At 61.5% G+C, this 17,447-nt stretch carries 16 protein-coding genes; 5 read left to right on the top strand and 11 right to left on the bottom strand.

The annotated features are described in order from the left end of the window. The first annotated feature begins 6 nt into the window (after positions 1-6). From ABID12_RS08135 to ABID12_RS08125, 3 genes are read left to right on the top strand one after another with little or no spacing between them, the layout of a single operon-like run. On the top strand, positions 7-405 hold the full coding sequence (locus tag ABID12_RS08135) for a 6-pyruvoyl trahydropterin synthase family protein (protein ID WP_354433792.1): 399 nt from the start codon (positions 7-9) through the stop codon (positions 403-405). Between the two features lie 5 nt (positions 406-410). Then, a complete protein-coding gene (locus ABID12_RS08130; RefSeq protein WP_354433930.1) occupies positions 411-1,439 on the top strand; it encodes a glycosyltransferase family 4 protein in 1,029 nt (342 codons plus the stop codon). Further along, positions 1,436-2,227, top strand: coding sequence for a class I SAM-dependent methyltransferase (locus ABID12_RS08125; RefSeq protein ID WP_354433791.1), 792 nt, complete (start codon positions 1,436-1,438; stop codon positions 2,225-2,227). The genes ABID12_RS08130 and ABID12_RS08125 overlap by 4 nt, the downstream gene beginning before the upstream one ends. On the opposite strand, the gene ABID12_RS08120 is transcribed toward ABID12_RS08125, so the two are convergent. Beyond that, positions 2,183-2,980, bottom strand: a complete 798-nt coding sequence (locus tag ABID12_RS08120) for a RibD family protein (protein WP_354433790.1) — start codon at positions 2,978-2,980, stop codon at positions 2,183-2,185. The two genes, ABID12_RS08125 and ABID12_RS08120, sit on opposite strands and share 45 nt — an antisense overlap. A 3-nt stretch (positions 2,981-2,983) precedes the next feature. Then, on the bottom strand, positions 2,984-3,541 hold the full coding sequence (locus ABID12_RS08115) for a cytochrome b (RefSeq protein WP_354433789.1): 558 nt from the start codon (positions 3,539-3,541) through the stop codon (positions 2,984-2,986). Positions 3,542-3,779: 238 nt separating this feature from the next. Between ABID12_RS08115 and ABID12_RS08110 the strand changes: the two genes are divergently transcribed. Continuing rightward, positions 3,780-4,994, top strand: coding sequence for an META domain-containing protein (locus ABID12_RS08110; protein ID WP_354433788.1), 1,215 nt, complete (start codon positions 3,780-3,782; stop codon positions 4,992-4,994). 52 nt (positions 4,995-5,046) lie between these two features. Here the strand turns inward: ABID12_RS08110 and ABID12_RS08105 are convergent, their stop codons facing one another. The 7 genes from ABID12_RS08105 to ABID12_RS08075 form a co-directional block, all read right to left on the bottom strand. After that, positions 5,047-6,534, bottom strand: a complete 1,488-nt coding sequence (locus ABID12_RS08105; protein ID WP_354433787.1) for a TolC family protein — start codon at positions 6,532-6,534, stop codon at positions 5,047-5,049. Next, positions 6,531-8,357: an FUSC family protein gene (locus tag ABID12_RS08100; protein ID WP_354433786.1), complete on the bottom strand. Its 1,827-nt coding sequence runs from the start codon at positions 8,355-8,357 to the stop codon at positions 6,531-6,533. The genes ABID12_RS08105 and ABID12_RS08100 overlap by 4 nt, the downstream gene beginning before the upstream one ends. After that, positions 8,341-9,375 (bottom strand): multidrug transporter subunit MdtN, encoded by a 1,035-nt coding sequence (gene mdtN, locus ABID12_RS08095; RefSeq protein WP_354433785.1) that lies wholly within the window; start codon positions 9,373-9,375, stop codon positions 8,341-8,343. The genes ABID12_RS08100 and mdtN overlap by 17 nt, the downstream gene beginning before the upstream one ends. 3 nt (positions 9,376-9,378) lie before the next feature. Beyond that, positions 9,379-9,612 (bottom strand): YtcA family lipoprotein, encoded by a 234-nt coding sequence (locus ABID12_RS08090; protein ID WP_227023773.1) that lies wholly within the window; start codon positions 9,610-9,612, stop codon positions 9,379-9,381. Between the two features lie 162 nt (positions 9,613-9,774). Continuing rightward, positions 9,775-10,599: a YfaZ family outer membrane protein gene (locus ABID12_RS08085; RefSeq protein WP_354433784.1), complete on the bottom strand. Its 825-nt coding sequence runs from the start codon at positions 10,597-10,599 to the stop codon at positions 9,775-9,777. A gap of 8 nt (positions 10,600-10,607) precedes the next feature. Continuing rightward, complete coding sequence (locus ABID12_RS08080) at positions 10,608-12,053, bottom strand: metal-dependent hydrolase family protein (protein ID WP_354433783.1); 1,446 nt, start codon at positions 12,051-12,053, stop codon at positions 10,608-10,610. A 342-nt stretch (positions 12,054-12,395) separates the two neighbouring features. Beyond that, positions 12,396-13,586: an alpha/beta hydrolase gene (locus ABID12_RS08075; RefSeq protein ID WP_354433782.1), complete on the bottom strand. Its 1,191-nt coding sequence runs from the start codon at positions 13,584-13,586 to the stop codon at positions 12,396-12,398. Between the two features lie 200 nt (positions 13,587-13,786). Here ABID12_RS08075 and gad point away from each other — a divergent pair, with 200 nt between their 5' ends. Continuing rightward, positions 13,787-15,181: a glutamate decarboxylase gene (gene gad / locus ABID12_RS08070; RefSeq protein ID WP_354433781.1), complete on the top strand. Its 1,395-nt coding sequence runs from the start codon at positions 13,787-13,789 to the stop codon at positions 15,179-15,181. Positions 15,182-15,251: 70 nt separating this feature from the next. On the opposite strand, the gene ABID12_RS08065 is transcribed toward gad, so the two are convergent. Together ABID12_RS08065 and ABID12_RS08060 are read right to left on the bottom strand one after the other, a co-directional pair. Further along, positions 15,252-16,349 (bottom strand): linear amide C-N hydrolase, encoded by a 1,098-nt coding sequence (locus ABID12_RS08065; protein WP_354433780.1) that lies wholly within the window; start codon positions 16,347-16,349, stop codon positions 15,252-15,254. A 102-nt stretch (positions 16,350-16,451) separates the two neighbouring features. Then, positions 16,452-17,441, bottom strand: coding sequence for a TRAP transporter substrate-binding protein (locus ABID12_RS08060; RefSeq protein WP_354433779.1), 990 nt, complete (start codon positions 17,439-17,441; stop codon positions 16,452-16,454). Positions 17,442-17,447: the final 6 nt, after the last annotated feature.

Raw genomic sequence — 17,447 nt, 5'->3', positions numbered from 1 at the left:
GGTCTTATGTTTGCTGTCGAGGTTCGCGATCACATCATGATCGCCCATTCCCTTCCCCGTCCGGTGTTCGGCCCCGCGCAGGCCATGCATGGCGCCACCTTCGTGACCGATGCCGCGTTTTTCACGCAGGATCTGGATGAGGACGGGCTGGCGGTCGATATCGGTGCTGCGACCGAGGTGTTGTCCGAGGTGCTGAAACCGCTGAATTATCAGAACCTTGATGAACTCGACGCCCTGAAGGGAAAGGTGACGACCACCGAGGTGATTGCGAAATTCATTTTCGACCGGCTGGCGGAAGCCGTTGCCGAAGGCCGGCTTGGAGCGGGCAGCCACCGGATCTGCCGGATCCGCGTGACGCTGCATGAATCGCACGCCGCGCGCGGCTGGTACGAGGCCGATCTTTGAGGCTGGTGTTCGCCTTTCCCGGCAATCTTGACCTGAAAACCGGCGGTTATGGGTATGACCGGCGGCTGATTGCAGAACTTGAGGCATTGGGATGGCAGGTCGATCTGTTGCCGCTGGGCGATGGTTTCCCGCATCCCGACGCAGCCGTTCTAGAAGCGGCGGAAAATGCTCTTTCAGCCCTTCGCGACGATACGCTGGTGATGATCGATGGCCTCGCCTTTGGCGTTCTGGACCAGTGGGCCGCGCGACAGGCCGGGCGGCTGATTGTGGTTGCGCTGGTGCACCATCCGCTTGCCTTTGAAACCGGGCTTTCGCAGGACCGGGCCGAGGCCCTGCTGAGGAGCGAGGCCGGGGCGCTCTCTCATGCCCGCCATGTCATCGTGACATCGCCCGAGACGGCACGTGCACTGGTTGCCGGGTATGGCGTGGCTGAAGAAAACATCAGCATTGCCGCGCCGGGAACGGACCGGCCCGCATCGGCAGCGGCTTGCAACGAAGTGCCGCATATCCTCTCCGTCGGTGCGCTGACGCCGCGCAAGGGGCATGATGTGCTTGTCGATGCGCTGAAACGGGTCGAAGACCTTTCCTGGACGGCAACGATCGTCGGAAGCCCTTCACTTGACGTGGATATGGCGGCGAAGATCGCGCGACAGATCGATGATCTGGGCCTTGGCGAACGGATCACGCTTGCGGGGACGGTGGAGGATATCGGCCCGTTTTTCGCCGGGGCCGACCTGTTTGCGCTGGCAAGCCGGTATGAGGGGTATGGCATGGTCTTTGCCGAAGCGCTTGCCCATGGCCTGCCGATTATTGCCTGTCGGGCGGGCGCGGTGCCGGATGTGGTGCCGGAAACGGCGGGAATACTGGTGCCGGTGGATGATGGCGACGCCTTTGCCGGAGCACTGCGCAGCCTGATTTGTGACGCCGGACTGCGACGCCAAAAGACGGAAGGCGCCCGGCAGGCAGGGGCAAGGCTTCCCGGCTGGGCTCAGACGGGGCGTCTCGTTTCCGATGTGCTGGAGCAAATGCGATGAGTTTTGATGCCGCGTGGTTGTCGTTGCGAGAACCGGCGGACCGGGCCGCCCGGAATGGCCGTCTGGTGGATGTGCTGGCCCGCCACCTTGCAGGAAAACGCAAACCGCTGCTCCTCGATATCGGCTGCGGAACCGGCGCGACGTTTCGAAGTCTTTCCGGCAAGGTCTCCGCCGACGCAGAATGGCTGATGCTCGACAACGACCCGCTGCTGCTTGAAGAAGCGCAACGGCGGACGGACGCCGGGGATCGCGTCAGCTTCCGCCGGCATGACCTCAACGACCTCGATGGCCTTCCCCTTGAAAATGCGGCCACGGTCACGGCGTCCGCACTCTTCGATCTCTGCTCGCTGGCCTATTCGGCAGCACTTGCCGATAGGCTTGCGGCCAAAGGTTGCGGACTTTACGCGGCGTTGAATTATGACGGCCGGATCCACTGGTCCCGGCCGCACGCGCTCGATGACGATGTGGTCGCCGCCTTCAACCGGCATCAAAAGACCGACAAGGGGTTCGGGCCGGCGCTCGGTCCCGACGCGGCCACGGAGTTGTCGAACCTTTTCAAGGGCCATGGTTTCAGGGTCGAGACGGAGCACAGCCCGTGGCTGATGAACCGGGAAAGCGCCGCGCTGCAACGCGCCTTCATCGCGGGCTTTCGGCAGCCGCTTGAGGCGATTGGCGGGTTCACATCCGACGATATCGCGGACTGGATTGCGTTTCGCCATGCCGCCATCGAAGAACCCGACAGTCTATGTTCCGTCGGCCACATCGACCTTCTTGCCCTGCCGGCCTGATGTCGTAAGCACACAATCGAACAGGATATCGCTGCCGAGGCTGAAGACTTTGGCCGAGGGACGCAGCGCATCGGAAAGCCGCGCAACCGGCGGAAGCGTGATGCCGCTCGGGCCTGCTCCGATGATCAGCGGCGAAATCGCGACATGCAGCCGGTCGACCTGACCCTCCTCGATGAAACGGGCAATGGTGCGCGCCCCGCCTTCCACGAGAAGGCGATTCAGCCTGCGTCCGGCAAGCGCATTCACGATTGCGCCGGTGGCAAGACCGCTGCCGGAAGGCGGTATGCGGAGGATTTCGGCGTTCGGCAGCGGCCTTGCCGGCGCCGATGTGCTTTCGATCACGATCACCGGTGCGCCGCCATCATGGAACAGGCCCTCGCGGCCATCGAGCGCGCCGTGGCAGTCGATCACCACGCGCACGGGGGACGGGCCTTCGGCAAGCCGGACCGAAAGGCGCGGATTGTCGGCCTTTATCGTGCCGACGCCGACGACAACCGCATCGACCAGTGCGCGACAGCGGTGCAGGTGGGCAAGCCCGTCCGGGCCGGAGACATTCGCCGCATCCCCCGATGGCGTTGCGACCCGTCCGTCAAGCGACTGACCGACTTGCGCGAGAACAAAGGGCCCGCGCGCCCCGGCAATCGGGGCGTAAAGCGCGGTTGCCGGATCATCGCCGACAGGCGTTTCGCCGCTGCCGGAACGCAGCGCAAGCAACCGTTCCCAGACGGCATCGGTGATCTCGACTGCCTGCATGTATTATAATATCCGGTAAAGGGTGAAATCGCGCCGGATGACATGGTGCATCAGCACCGCGCCGATATGCAGCACGAACAGGACAAGCAGGATCCAGGCGGTTGCCAGATGGATGGCCGAAAGCACGGGGGCGATCTCGGGCGCCTTGCCGACCGGGCTCCAGATCGGCAGCACCCCGAACCAGGTGAACGGAAAGCCATGGGCGTTGGTGGCGAGGAAACCGCTGACCGGCATGATGATCAGGAACACATAGAACAGTCCGTGCACGCTGGCTGCGGCAATCCGTTCGATCCGTGGTCCGTGATCTTCCGGTTTGGGCGTCAACAGCCGGTTTCCGACCCTCAGAAGCATCAGCCACAACACCAGAAAGCCAAGGCTTTCGTGCACCAAGTAGAAATCAAGCGAGACCTCGTTTTTCACGAATTTGATGACCATGCCCAATGGCCAGGTCAACAGCACCAGCGCCGCTATCAGCCAGTGCAGGACGCGCGTGGTTGCGGGATAGCGCTCGACGTTGATCGAGAGTCGTGGCAGCCCGGTCGCCTTTGCTTTTCTGTCCAAGATCCCTCCTCACATCCACCGACGTTTAAAAAACGCCGCGCTGAAATGACCACCCACATTTCGGAATGCTGCAATGACGATAGCAACGGATTGTCATGACGTAAATCGTACAGCTTGCTATCGCAGGTGATCGGCGCATGCCGGTTACGGTTTTTCGCGCACTTTGGTCGGTTGACATTGACCTGTAGCGCCTCGTGGTTAGGCTTGCGGCAAAAGCATCATAATGCAGGAGGTCACCATGTCGAAAACTCTGATCGTGCTCATTGCAGCGTTGGCATCATCCTCTGCGCTTGCGCAGGACATGCGAACAATTTCCGGCGAGGCGACCTATCGCGAGCGTATGGCGCTGCCGGAGGGTGCTGAGCTTGCTGTTGCAGTCACAGGCTTTCAGGGCACCGAGCTGGGCAGCATGAGCCAGCTCACCGGCGGCCGCCAGGTGCCGCTTGCCTTTGAACTTTCAGTGCCGAGCGGTGTGAAGGGTGAACTGACCGCGGTCATCATGGTTGACAACGAAATCCGTTTCGCCGTTGATCCGGTTGGCATTGCTCCGGGGGCGGATGACGTTGATATCGGCACAGTCTGGCTTTCGGGCTTTTCGCCTTCCGGCTTTCAGAGCACATGGCATTGCGGTGATCGGCAGGTGCAAATCGGCTTTCGCGACGAAATGGCCGTGATCGAGACCGATGACATGATCTTCGAACTGCCCCAGGTGGTTTCGGCCGATGGCGCACGCTTTGCCAGCGAAGACAGCGACAGCGAATTCTGGAGCAAGGGCAGCAGGGCCATGTTGCGCCTTGCCGGCGAGGAATATCCCGAATGCGTGGTGGTTGAAAACGACAAAAGCTGGAAGGCACAGGGCAACGAGCCCGGCTGGCAGGCGGCCATCGATGGCGATCGTTTCCGCCTCGACCTCAATTACGGCGACGACAGGCTTGACCTCGGCCTGCCCGCACCGGAAATTTCAGAGGGCGCCTATCATTATGGGTTTGACGCTTTCGGTCTTTCCATTGCAATCGCCGACCGGCTTTGTCGCGATGATATGAGTGGCCGACTGTTTCCCCAGTCCGTCGCGCTGACAACGGCGTCCGGCGTCCTGAACGGCTGCGGCGGGGATACGATGTCGCTTCTTTCGGGGCCGGAATGGACCGTGTCGGACATCGGCTCCGAAGCCTTGCCGGAGGAAAACGCGGTAACGCTCGAGATCGATGCGGAAGGTCGTATTTCCGGTTCCGCCGGCTGCAATCGCTATATGGGCGGGATAAAGCTTGGCGGCGAAGGCGGTCTTGAAGTCGGGCCTCTGGCAGCCACCGAAATGGCCTGCGATGAACCGCTCATGGCGCTGGAACGCCGTTTCTTCGACGCGATCTCCACGGTCGACGGCTTCGATATTGCCGATAACGGTCAGCTGATTTTGACGTCCGGCGGTGAGACCGTGATCCGCGCCGCGCGCTGATGGAGCGGCGAACCGGTCATGCTGCTGAAACCGAATGGCGACAACGGTTTCTTCAGCGCGCTGTGGCCGTCGCTGCCGAGGATCCGAGAACGAAGGCGAGATTGGCAGCGGCCGTAAAGGCAGCTTCGCGCGCATCGCTTTCGGCAAGCCGCGCCTCCAGCAGTCCGGTCTGTGCGGTTGCCAGGGCCGAAACGGTTCCCACCCCGTTCTGATAGGCTTCGAGCGCGGAATCGTAAGTCTTGTAGGCCGCCTGCCGGAGCTTTACCGCCGAGGCATTGGCCTGAAGCGCGGTGGTCAGCGCATTCGAGGCCACCACGATTTCGCGGGCGGCGGCATCTTTCAGTTGTTCGAAATTGCGCTGGGCTGCTTCCACACGGCTTTTGGCCTGTTTCAGATTGGCATCGCGCATGCCGGCGTCATAAAGCGGGATGGTGGCGCCAACCATGATATTGCCGTTCAGCCCGTTATTGTCGATGGTCGGCAGCCCGCCGGCGGTCACTCCGGTTTCATAGGATGACAGCGTTCCGAACACGCCGATCTTTGGCATGAAATCGGATTGCGCCTTTTTCACGCCCGCCCGGCTGGCCTCAAGCGTGGCATAGCCAGCGAGAATGTCGGGCCGTTTCGAAAGGGCAATCTCGATCATGGTCTCGACCGGTGCGCGCGCGGGCGCCGGCAGACCGCGCCCGGCGGTATCCCGGATCTTCAGCTTCGACATCGGCGAGATGCCGAGCGCGCCGAGAAGCGCCTGATAGGTGTCCTGTTCGGTGCCTCTGGCCTGCACGAGACCGAGTTCGGCCTGGGCGACAATCTGTTCGGCCTGGGCCTGGTCTACCGATGTTGCAAGCCCGTTATTGCGCCGTGCCCTGACTGCGTCCAGCACCGTGCGGCTGTTGGAAAGCGCCTGGCTTGCCGCGCGGGTATGGGCGCGGGCGGCGTTATAGTCGTGATAGGCGCCGGTCACGGCAAAGACCAGCTTCTGGTGCATGGCGTTGAACTGATAGTTGGAAGCCAGTGAGGCCTGTTTGGCCGCCTCCACGACAGCGCTGCGGCCGCCGAAATCAAGCGCCAGCCATTGCAGCGCCATGAACGGCACCACGCCCTGAATATTGCTGTCGAAATAAGCGCTGCCGCCGATGGGAACCGGAAGTTCGGCGGAATTGTCGTTGGTGCCGGCAATCACATTGGCGGTGATCACCGGCAGATAGGTGGCCTCCGCCATGCCGACGGCAAGGGCGGCCTGACGGGCCTGTTCCCAGGCGGCCCGCGTGCCGGGATTGGTGCGCTGGGCAAGGTCGATCAGTTCCGGCAGCGCGTAGGTCTTCTGTGTATCGACGACCGGCGGCGACAGCGCCAGCTCCCTGCCGCCTTGCGCGGTGGTCTTCAGATCATCCGCATTGGTGTTTTCCGCCGCCGGCTGCCAGGGCCGCTCGGGAGAGGGCGGGGCCAGCGACAGGGAATCGGGCGCGCAACCGCCAAGGGCGGCGAGGGCGACCGCCGCGATGATGCCGGCCATTCTGGAAAGACGGATTGGCTTCATCTCGTTTCTCCCGGTTGGGCGGTGCTGGAAAAATCTGCCGGCTCGCCGGAGCTTGCAACCGGGGCCGGCTGCAGATCCGCAACGGGCGGCGGTTCGCGCCGGAACAAAAGCGCCAGCGACAGACCGTTGAGCGTGCTGGCCGTGCCGGCATAGCTTTCGCGATCCTGACGGGAGGGCCGCATGTGGCGCGGTTCGTAGGGCGCCATTTCCACGGCATTGCGGATCACGCCGAGATCGGTCTGGACCGAAGCAACAAGTGCGGTCGACGCGCGGCGGGTGGCAAAATCGAGACCGGCGAGCTGTTTCAGCTTGTCAGTGGCCATGGCGGTGCGCTTCTTCACCTCGGCGGCAACGCTCACCGGCCAGATATTGGTGAAGATCACATAGACCACGGCATTGCCGAAGAGAATGCCGATGATGCGGTCGCTGGCGGCACTCAGGCTGGTGCCCGGCCCGAAACCCTGCAGCACTGTCAGAAGGAAGGCGAGCGCGATCTGTACACCGCCATAGGAAATCCGCTCGCTGCCGGTCGAAACCCACGCCGCCAGTGAAACGACGGCAAAGATCAGCACGGCAAGCCCGCCGACGGATTCAAGCTGCGGAATAACGAACAGGATTGCGACAAGCCCGAAAAACGCACCGATCAGACAGCCGGTGATGCGCAGCACCAGCTTGTGCACCGTATCGCCAGTGGTGCCGAGCGCGGCGACATAACAGGTGATCATCGCCGTGTGGATGCCCTGCCAGTCGATGGCGGTATAGATGAAAAAGCAGGTGACGGCGGCAAGCGTGGTCTTCAGCGCAAATTGCAGATGAACGGGATTGGAAAAAATGTCCGGCGAGACGGCCGGATCGTTCACCGCCGCGCCCTTGTCCAGGGGCGCCATATGGCTGAGGTCATCCAGCGTGCGGGCGATATCGTCAAACAGGTGATCGCCCTCGAACGCGTCTGCATGAAAGGCCGGAAGGTCTTTTCTCGCAAGAACAGCCTCGGCCATGCTGCGGCAGATGCGGGCAAGTTCGAAGCGGGTTTCGCCATCGGCCTCGTCCGGCAGCGCCGAAACCGCAAGCAGCAGGCGGTAGCTGTGGGCCTGTCCGCGTTCCAGAAATTCATAGGCCTTGCCGTAAACAAGGTGCAGGAGCTTTGTCAGCATCAGCCTCTTGTCGGATTCGGCCATGCCCTCGCCGAGCGCGTCCGTGAAGGCGAGGTCATCGGTGGCCTCGGGCCGTTCCAAACGCTGGGCGGCAAGTTCCAGCCGTTCGGCAATGGTCTGGCGCAGAAGCTTTTGCGGGGGAATGCCGAACAGGAGATTGTAGACGGCCATCACCGCCATCGGCACGAACACCATCGCCCAGGCATAGAGCACGGCACGGGTGGCGATCTCGCCAAGGGGAATGTTGCCGAGCAGGGTCAGAACGAAGGAAATCACCAGCGCGACAATGCCCGCCTGTTCGCCTGCCTTGGTGGCGGAATCCAGATAGAGGAAGATGAAAGAGGCCAGAATGATAGCCGCGATCTGCGCGGGCGGGTGATCGATGGTCAGGTTGATGATGCCGATCAAAAGCACGACCACGATGCTGACAGCGCCGATAATGCCGACGCCGGTGACGACATTTTCCGCCGCATTGGCCCGCATCAGAAAGATCACCAGATAGCAGCCGATGGCGGCTTCGGGGAAATGATACATCATCGAGATGACGGTCGAGATTGCGCAGATGGCGCCGATGGACAGCGCCAGACGCAGACGTCCGGGAAAGGGCCGGAGATCATCGATCAGCCGGCGCGACTTCCGCTGCAACATGCTTTCAGCAGTCATCGCCATGGCGGACCACTGTCGAGGCGGATGCGCCGATGCGCATCAGGTTTTCCGGCGGGTCGATCAGTTCGATGCGCACCGGGAAGCGCTGCGCGATCTGTACCCAGTCGAGTTCCTTCGGCACATAGGGAAGGGCGCTCGGCACCTGGATCATGCTTTCGGTTGCAACGCCCCATCCGATGCCCTGAACGCGGCCTTTGATTTCCACCGAGCGGTCGGCCATCACATAAACGGTGGCACAGGTCCCCGCCGGCAGGTCCTTCAGTTCCGCCTCGCGGTAAAGCGCGGTTGCAAACCATTGTCCGGTATTGACGAGCGTGAACAGCGGCGCGCCCGAAACCACGAACTGGCCGCTCGAGAATTTCAGTCCGACCACACGGCCGTCATGCGGCGAATAGATTTTCGTATTGGCAAGATTGTATTTGGCAAGGTCGAGCGCGGCACGGCGCGCTTCGATCACGGCAAGGGTTTCCTCGGGCGTGGAAATCAGCGCGTCTGCGGCCTTGGATTGCTGAAGCGCCTGTTCGAGCGAAACCTCGGCATCGCGTTTGGCGGTGCGGGCGTCCTGAACCTGCTGGTCGGTGACGTAGCCCTTGGGTTGCAGCGGCAGCAGGCGCTCCAGCGTCTCGTCGGCCAGTTCCAGATTGGCGCGTGCGCGCTCGATCTGCTGTGCGGCGATCTGGGCGTTGGCCGTTTCGGCGGCAATGTTTCTGTTCTGGGATTCGTAGAGTGCTTCAGCCGCCTTCAGATCAGCCTCGGCCTGGGCCACCAGGAGGCGGTAGGACTCATCTTCCAGCGAGAACAGCAGATCGCCTTTGCTGACCTCGTCGTTTTCGGCAACGTAAATCTCGGCGATCCGGCCGGGAACGGTGGACGAAATCTGCGTAATCGGCGCCGTCAGCGTCGCGTCCTGAGACAGAATATTCGCCTTCATCCGCGTCATGTGGGTCCAGCCCAGATAGACGGTTGCGCCGATGACGATGACCGGGATGAGGGTGACAAGCTTTGCCTTGGTGCTCAACATGGTTTACCGCCCGAACAGCAGGATTGACGACAGCAGGCCGATGGCGATTGCCAGAAACAGATAGACGATCACGCGCAGCGGCATCACGGCGTCAATGCCGGCCTTGATGAACAGGAGCCTGATGATGACGGCGCCGAAAACGCCAATCAGCGAACAGGCTATCCATGAGGGGAAATAGGCCCCGAAGAAGGGAATGACCGGGCCGCGCTCCGCGCTGCTGCAAGCTGAAAGCAGCAACAAACCCGCCGGAAAAAGCCCCCTTTTACGCAATACACGCACGCCCCGCACCTGACCCTTTTGTTGTTTCCATCCCCGCTTCCCCTGAAGCGTTCACAGTGTTCCCCACCGTGGCCCCAAGTGTCAACCAGACCTGACAATCAGGCTTAACATGCCGCCGGATCAGAACCGGAAGGTGAGGCCCACGGTCGGTCCCTGCATGTCGACGTCGAACAACTTGCCATCGTCGTCATAGTCGACGGACATGTATTTGTAACCAACCGAGAGAGCTGTCGAGCGCGAAAGATCGTATCTGACCACGCCCATGGCCTGCCATGTGAGGTCCGAACCGATGGAAAAACCGGCGATATCGGCCTCGCCGACAAAGCTGAAGCCCTTTCCGAAATCATATTCCATGCGCGCGCCGAAGGCCGGGTCCACCCAGCCGAAATCACGCTTTGCCCGATAGGTATTGGGTGTGCCGGGAATACTGGCCGAAACATCGGTCCACGCCTTGACAACGCGGACACCGGCCAGCGCGTCGAGCGCGAACCTGTCCGTATCCGCAAGCCTGTAGGCGCCGAACAGCGCGGCATTGAACAGCCGGGCGTCAAGATCGACATTGACCCCCGGGACCGGACCGAAACCGGGAAGCGTCACCGGACCGGTGGCCTGTTCGTTCTGGCTGTCGATATACATCACGTCCGCATAGACCCCGAACCTGCCGTCGGTTGCGAGAAAATTGACGAAACCGGCAAGCTTCAGATTGTCCAGTATCTCCGAAAAACTGCGGTCGACCCGCACGGTCGGAGCGCTGCCGAAGGGGGAAGCCTTTCCGGAAAGCCCTGCGCCCCAGACATAGGGCGTAACCTCGAAGGTCCAGTTATTGGCCGTCACCGGCGCCGGTTGAGGTGCAGGCGTTGACACCGGGTCTGCGGCGAGCGCGGTTTGAGAAAGGGCCGCTGCCACCGCGCCTGCAGCCAGAAATTTGAAAGCATATGCGTGCATATCGTCTCCTATGCCAGCATGTTCTTGAAGAAACGGCCATCCTTCATGATGGCGGTCATGTTGTCCGGATCGGCAATCAGCGAAATATCGTCCAGCGGATTGCCGTCGATCAGCAGCATGTCTGCGTAGCTGCCTGCCTCGATCACCCCGAGGCGACCGCGATAGGGATTGCGTTCGCCGGAAAGCTGCAGCAGTTCGCCGGTGCGGCTGGTGGCCATTTTCAGCACGTCGGCGGGCGAGAACCAGTCGGCAAGCTTGGCAAGCTGGCGGCCCTGCGAACTTGTCCGGGTCGGATTGAACAGGATATCCGTGCCCCAGACCATGCGTTCGATGCCGAACCTGTTCGCCCATTCGAAACAGCGCACCGTGCCTTCGGCAATGTTGCGCTGGTCCTGGCGTTGCTGCTCGCTGCCTTGCGGGTTGGAATCGGCATCGGCCAGGAAGGGCTGGATGCTCCACCACGTACCGGTGTCAACGATCATGCGCACCGTGTCCTCGTCGGCCAGCTGGCCGTGTTCGATACATGCGACACCGTTTTCGATCGACCGCTTGATGCCGGCCGCCGTATAGACATGGGCGCAGACATAGGTGCCCCAGTCCGTTGCCGCCTGCACCGCGGCGCGGATTTCTTCCGGGGTGAACTGAAGGCTGGGGATCGGATCATATTGCGATGACACGCCACCGCCGGTCATGATCTTGATCTGGCTTGCGCCCAGCATCAGCTGCTCGCGCACGCGGTTCAGCACCTGCGGCACACCGTTGGCAATCGAGGAGATCCCGGCTTCCTCGGCATGGCTGAGATTGGTGTTGTCGGAGGCGGGGATTTCATAGGGAAAGCGGAAGTCGCCGTGGCCGGAGGTCTGGGTGATCATCGCGCCGGCCGGATAGATCCGCGGGCCGATGGCCTTGCCGCCGTCGATCGCGCGTTTGAGCGCGTAGGACGGGCCGCCGACATCGCGCACCGTGGTAAAGCCTCGCATCAGCGTCTTTTCGGATTCCGCTGCGGCCACGAGGTGAACATAGGGCACCTGAGCGGTCATTGCCGTCTGCATCGGGATGGCACAGAGCAACGAATGCCAGTGGGCGTCGATCAGGCCGGGCATCAGCACGCGGTTGCCGCAGTCAACGATATCGGCATCGGCCACCTCTTCGGCAACGGGAGGCAGCGCTTCAATCCGGCCGCCACGCACCAGCACATTGCGGCCCTCGGTCAGGGTGTCGGACATTCCGTCGAAGATGCGGACATTGGTCAGCAGGGTGGCGCGGTCATTGGCTTCGGCAAGGGAGGGTACGGATGCAAGCGCACCTGCCGCTATGGTTCCGGCCACGCCCTTGAGCACCGAACGCCGGCTGAAACCATCCATCAGCCGCTGATTGAGACGGGCGAATTCCGGTGTGTGGCACGGGCAACCCGCCCCGTGAATGAGGTGCTGATATTTTGACCCTGCGCGCACCATCCCCTCCTGCTGTCGTTGATAAGACAGGTAAATCTTAAAGGCCATGACCTTATTTGCAAGGAATGGTTACGCCCGGTCCCGGTCTTTTGTCAGGTCGCGGCAAGAAAGCCGATTATATCGTTCGCCCAGTTTGTTGACAAAGCCGCCCCTCGCTCCGGGTCATTCTCGGGCTTGACCCGAGGATCCACGGCCACACGATGTACGCTTTCCTGAACCCCTTTCTTATCAAAGGGATGGCTGAAATGGATGCTCGGATCACGTCCGAGCATGACGCCCGTGGGGACCGCTGGCGGAGGCAACAACGTGCACGTCTTTGGGTTTGTCAGCAGTCTGAGCCGGCTATCGTCCGGCCTCTTGTGCGTCCATGGCCTGGCCAAGGATGTTGGCAGGATCGATGATACGGCCCATGGTATCCAGGAACCGTACGCCGGCGGTGCGCAGATCGCTGCCGAGGTCGGCATCCTCGTCCAGTTCGGGATAGATCGCGGCAAGCGCGGCATAACGGCTGTGGTTGAGCATATCCCTGGATGATATGGAGGAAATATCGAGCAGCGACACATTCATGGCCTGCGCCTGTTCGAGCACTTCCGGGTCGTTGATGTCCAGTTGCCCGGTGCGCTGGCGGTTGCCCTGTATCAGGCGCGAAAACCCGAGCGCGCGGTCATCGCTGGAGACCATCACCATCAGGGGCGGATCGAGCGGGCCGATCACATCGACCTGGGCGGCAAAAACGTCCTCGTCGATATCGGGCGCGGCGAGGATGACATTCAGCTTGCGAAGCGCGGTCTGCTTGCCTTCCAGGCTTAATTGCCGCAGCGCCTCCATCGTCAGCCAGCCGCCCATGCTGTGTCCGAACAGCATGACCGAACGGACACTGGATTGTGCGGTGACCTGTTCGATAACATCCGCCAGCCCGTCACGCGAGAAGGTGGCCGATTCCTTGTCGGTGGCATAGTCGAGAATGCGTGCCTGCGACGGCCACGAAAACAGGACCGGAACCCCGGGAACATTGCTGTCGGCGGCAAGCTGCGCCATCCGGAAGAGGCCTTCCTGAAACGAGACATTGAAGCCGTGCACGAAAATGCCGACACTGCCCTGGCTGGTTTCGCGCGCGCGCCGCGCAATCCGCGCATCGAACGCCGATTGCGAGAGCATGGTATGCTTCAGCACGGTGAAGTAATCTTCCGGGTTTGCCTTGGGGGAATAGGGCCATTCGATTTCGCCGGGGTCATGGTCCGGCGGGATCGAGATCACGAATTCCGCATAGCTCAGGTCAAATTCGCGCTCACGGGTGAAGCCGTCGATCGGTTGTGCCGCGCGTTCGCGCGTCGTTGCCACATAGACGGTGACGGTGCGCGCACCTTCGATACCGGCCGCTTCGGGACGCGGGTAAATCGTTACCGTGTCGGGCCTCGACGTGCAGGCGGACAGCAGCAGAACTGCAAGAACGCTCAAAATAATGTGTAACGCGTCAAGCCGCTTGCCGAACCGGTTCATGCCATTTTCCAGAATATGCGTTGTGACCGGCATGATCTGATTTCTTTGCCTCGGGTCTGGGGCGCTTGCCCTTTTATCTGATCTCTACGGGGACGCCTGCCGGAAATCAAGTATGGGTCGTCGATCGGTTTGCGGTCGCTTGCGAAATCCCGGGTCTGCGCCATCGTCTTGACCGTTTCGGGGGGAGCCGATAACACCGTTTGAGAGACCAGCGACAAAGGGAGAGGATGCCGATGACGGACCAACGCCAACAGGACAACCCGTTCGATCTCAATGACGAGACCTACGGTGCGGCCGATCTTTCGGCGATCCTGCCGAAATCCGGCTTTCCCGAAAAGGAACGCGCTCCGCGTCTTACCTATGCCGCCATTCATGACGAATTGTTGCTCGACGGCAATGCCCGCCAGAACCTGGCAACCTTCTGCCAGACCTGGGAGGAGCCGGAAGTCCACAAGCTGATGGACGATTGCATCGACAAGAACATGATCGACAAGGATGAGTATCCGCAGACCGCCGAAATCGAGGCGCGTTGCGTGCGGATGCTGGCCGATCTCTGGAATGCGCCAGAAGGCCCGGCGACGGGCACCTCAACCACCGGCTCGTCCGAAGCGGCGATGCTGGGCGGGCTTGCGATGAAGCGCCGCTGGGAAGCACGGCGCAAGGCCGAGGGCAAGCCGACCGACAAGCCGAACCTGATTACCGGACCGGTGCAGATCTGCTGGCACAAGTTTACCCGCTACTGGGATGTCGAGCACCGCGAAATTCCGATGGAAAACGGCCGCCTGCTGATGACCCCGGAAGAGGTTCTGAAGCTCTGCGACGAAAACACCATCGGCGTGGTGCCGACCCTCGGCGTTACCTATACCGGCGAATACGAGCCGGTGAAGGCCGTCTCCGATGCGCTTGACGATCTTCAGGCGCGCACCGGGCTTGATATTCCCATCCATGTGGATGGCGCCAGCGGTGGATTTCTGGCGCCCTTCTGCGCGCCGGATCTGGAATGGGATTTCCGTTTGCCGCGGGTGAAATCGATCAACGCCTCCGGGCACAAATTTGGCCTGTCGCCGCTTGGCGTGGGCTGGGTTCTGTGGCGTGAGGAGCAGGATCTTCCCGAACAGATGGTGTTCTGGGTCAATTATCTTGGCGGCAACATGCGCGATATCGCGCTCAACTTTTCGCGCCCGGGCGGACAGGTGATCTGCCAGTATTACAACTTCCTTCGGCTGGGCCGTCAGGGCTATCGCAAGGTTCACGAGGCCTGCTACCGCAGTGCCGCCTATCTGGCGGACGAACTGAGGAAGACCAATCTTGTCGATATCGTTTTCGATGGCGACATGGAAAAGGGCATTCCGGCGGTTTCGTGGAAGTTGAAGGATGATCTGCCGACCAATTACACGCTGTTCGACCTTGCCGACCGTCTGCGCGCGCGCGGCTGGCAGGTGCCGGCCTATACGCTGCCGGCCAATTGCGAGGAGCAGGCGATCCAGCGCATTCTGGTCAGAAACGGCGTTTCGATCGACCTGTGCTCATTGCTGATCGAGGACATGAAGGCGGCGATCGACTATTTCAGGGCGCACCCGATCACCAAACCGCTGACCGAAGACGAAGCCTCCGGTTTCCATCACTGAGCGGGCTGCAACAGCGCAATATCAGAACGCCGCGTCTTTCGGGGACGCGGCGTTTTCTGTCTGGAACGCCCTAAAGCGCCAGCAGCACCTTGTCGGCATCGGGGCTGCCCTGATCGAAGGCTTCGAGCGGGACGACCTTGGGGCCGGTGGCGCCGGCCTTCAGTGCGGCAAGGTCGAAGGACGCATAGCCGAGGCTGTTATAGGTGCGCAGCATCACGGTGCTGCGTTCCAGATCGATCAGCGTGATCCAGGAGGTATATTCGGTGATGAATTCCGGTTTTTGCGCCGGTTGCTGGCCGGTCAGCCTGGTGGCCGATTCCGTCAGTGCGCTGGCCTTGGCGCTGGAATAGACGGAGGCCCCCTTGGGCCGGTCGAACTTGTTCATCACGTGGCCAAGCTGGCGCAGCGATGCTTCGGGCCCGTCCGCCTTTTCTGAAAAATGGGCGTAATAGACGGCCCGGACAAACCGGTCGACGGCGGTGTCCGAACCGGGCAGCGTCACCGTGGCGATGCCGGAATCGGGCTGTATGAAATTCTGTCCCAGCAACGTCGCGCTTGAATGGTCGACATTGCTGAGGTGGGTATAGTTGTTGAGATTGGTCAGGTGCCAGTCGAAACGCGGGCTGTTGGTCATCACGCCCAGCGGATTGTCGAAGATATGGCGTTCGCCGTCGAAGAATTCGATGACGATGGATGCGCCGCTCCGGTCATGAACCGTGTAGTGGAACGGCGGCACAACACCGCCGAGGGCCGCCAGCGGATCGACCAGAACCGTCTGTTTTTCAAGCGCTTCCCTGACTTCCGCTACGGTGGAAAACTGTGCCAGCATCCATGCGCCGAGATCGATTGCCGACAGCACCGGCACATCATCGGCTTGTGTGTCATCGGGGCCATGCGTGTCGGCGAAGGCAAGCAGGGAGAAATTCAGCCCGGCCTCGTTCAGGCCTTCCACCACTTTCAGGTCCTCGACGCTGCCATTGGGCACCACGACGCCGAAAATGTCGTAGCGGCTCTCATAGGTCAGCGGTGCATGATTGCCGGCCTTTGACGAAAGCTGTGTGCCGCTGGGCAGGAACGCCGCCAGATAAGGCAGTTCCACCGGCAGCTCCAGTGTGCGTCCTGCGTAAACGGAGCCGGAAAGATCTGTGTAGAGCAGGGACGTGCACATGGATTACCTCGTTATCTATTGGCGCATTGGCGAGAGAGTATTGCGGGGTTTTCGCCGGCGCAAGGTCTGAGACTTTTGAAGATCATTTCTGACCTCTGCCTGTCAGGTGTTTGCGACCGTTTCGATCCGTTCCATGCCGCCGACGGCCGGGGCAAAATCGGCCCAGACGTTCCTGGCGCCCGCCCGCCAGGCGTCCATGTCCTCGGGCTGGAACACGATGCCGCCATTTTCGTGCGCGGTTTGCATGGCTGCGGTTTCGTCTTCCACAATCAGTGCATTGAAATAGAGCGCGGCCTCGGCTGAAATCGCCTCCAGAACGGCTTGAGCCTCGGGGTCGAGCCCGTCCCAGAACCCTTGAGAAAAATAGATCACGCCGGACGCGCGGATATGCCCGGTTTCGGTCAGGCACGGCACGACCTCGTAGAGCTTGAACCCGGCATAGGCGGATTTGGTCAGGTCCATGGCATCCGCAACCCCGGTGGCCAGCGCGTTATAGGTTTCGGTAATCGGAATGCCGACGGGAACCGCGCCAAACGCGCTCCACAACCCGGTATGAAGCGGACTGTTGATCACCCTGATCGTGACGCCTTCAAGCCCTTCCGGCCGGGTTACCGGCGTTTTCGTCAGAAGATGGCGGGCGCCGTAGTCGATAAAGCCGCCGACGATGAAGCGCTCATCGGCAAGCGCGCCTTTCAGTTCCGCGCCCACGGGGCCTGCAACCACGCGGCCAAGGTGTTCGGGACTGCGAAACAGGAACGGCAGGTCGAGGATCTGCAATTGCGGCACCCATGACGACAGCGCCGAAACGGTCGAAAGGCTTGCTTGCACGGAACCAAGGCGGATGCTGTCGGCGACCTGTTTTTCCCCGCCCAGCGCGCCATTGGCGACGATGTTGAAGCGAAAACGCCCGGGCAGCCGTTCCTCGGCCTTTTCGGCGATATAGCGCCAGATCCTGGTTTCCGGCTTGTCCTCTCCGAGCAATGAGGCCACGGTCACCGTGGTCTGCGCCAGGGCCGGGCGGGCGATATACGGGGCCGAAAGCGCGGTCAGCGTAGCGGCTTTCAGGAAATGGCGACGGGTGAGGGGCTGCATGACGTT

It is taken from the genome of Martelella mangrovi, assembly GCF_040545495.1.
Classification (GTDB): Bacteria; Pseudomonadota; Alphaproteobacteria; order Rhizobiales; family Rhizobiaceae; genus Martelella; species Martelella mangrovi.
Note: the sequence above shows the minus strand (reverse complement) of the source record. Positions and strands in the feature narration are given on the sequence as shown.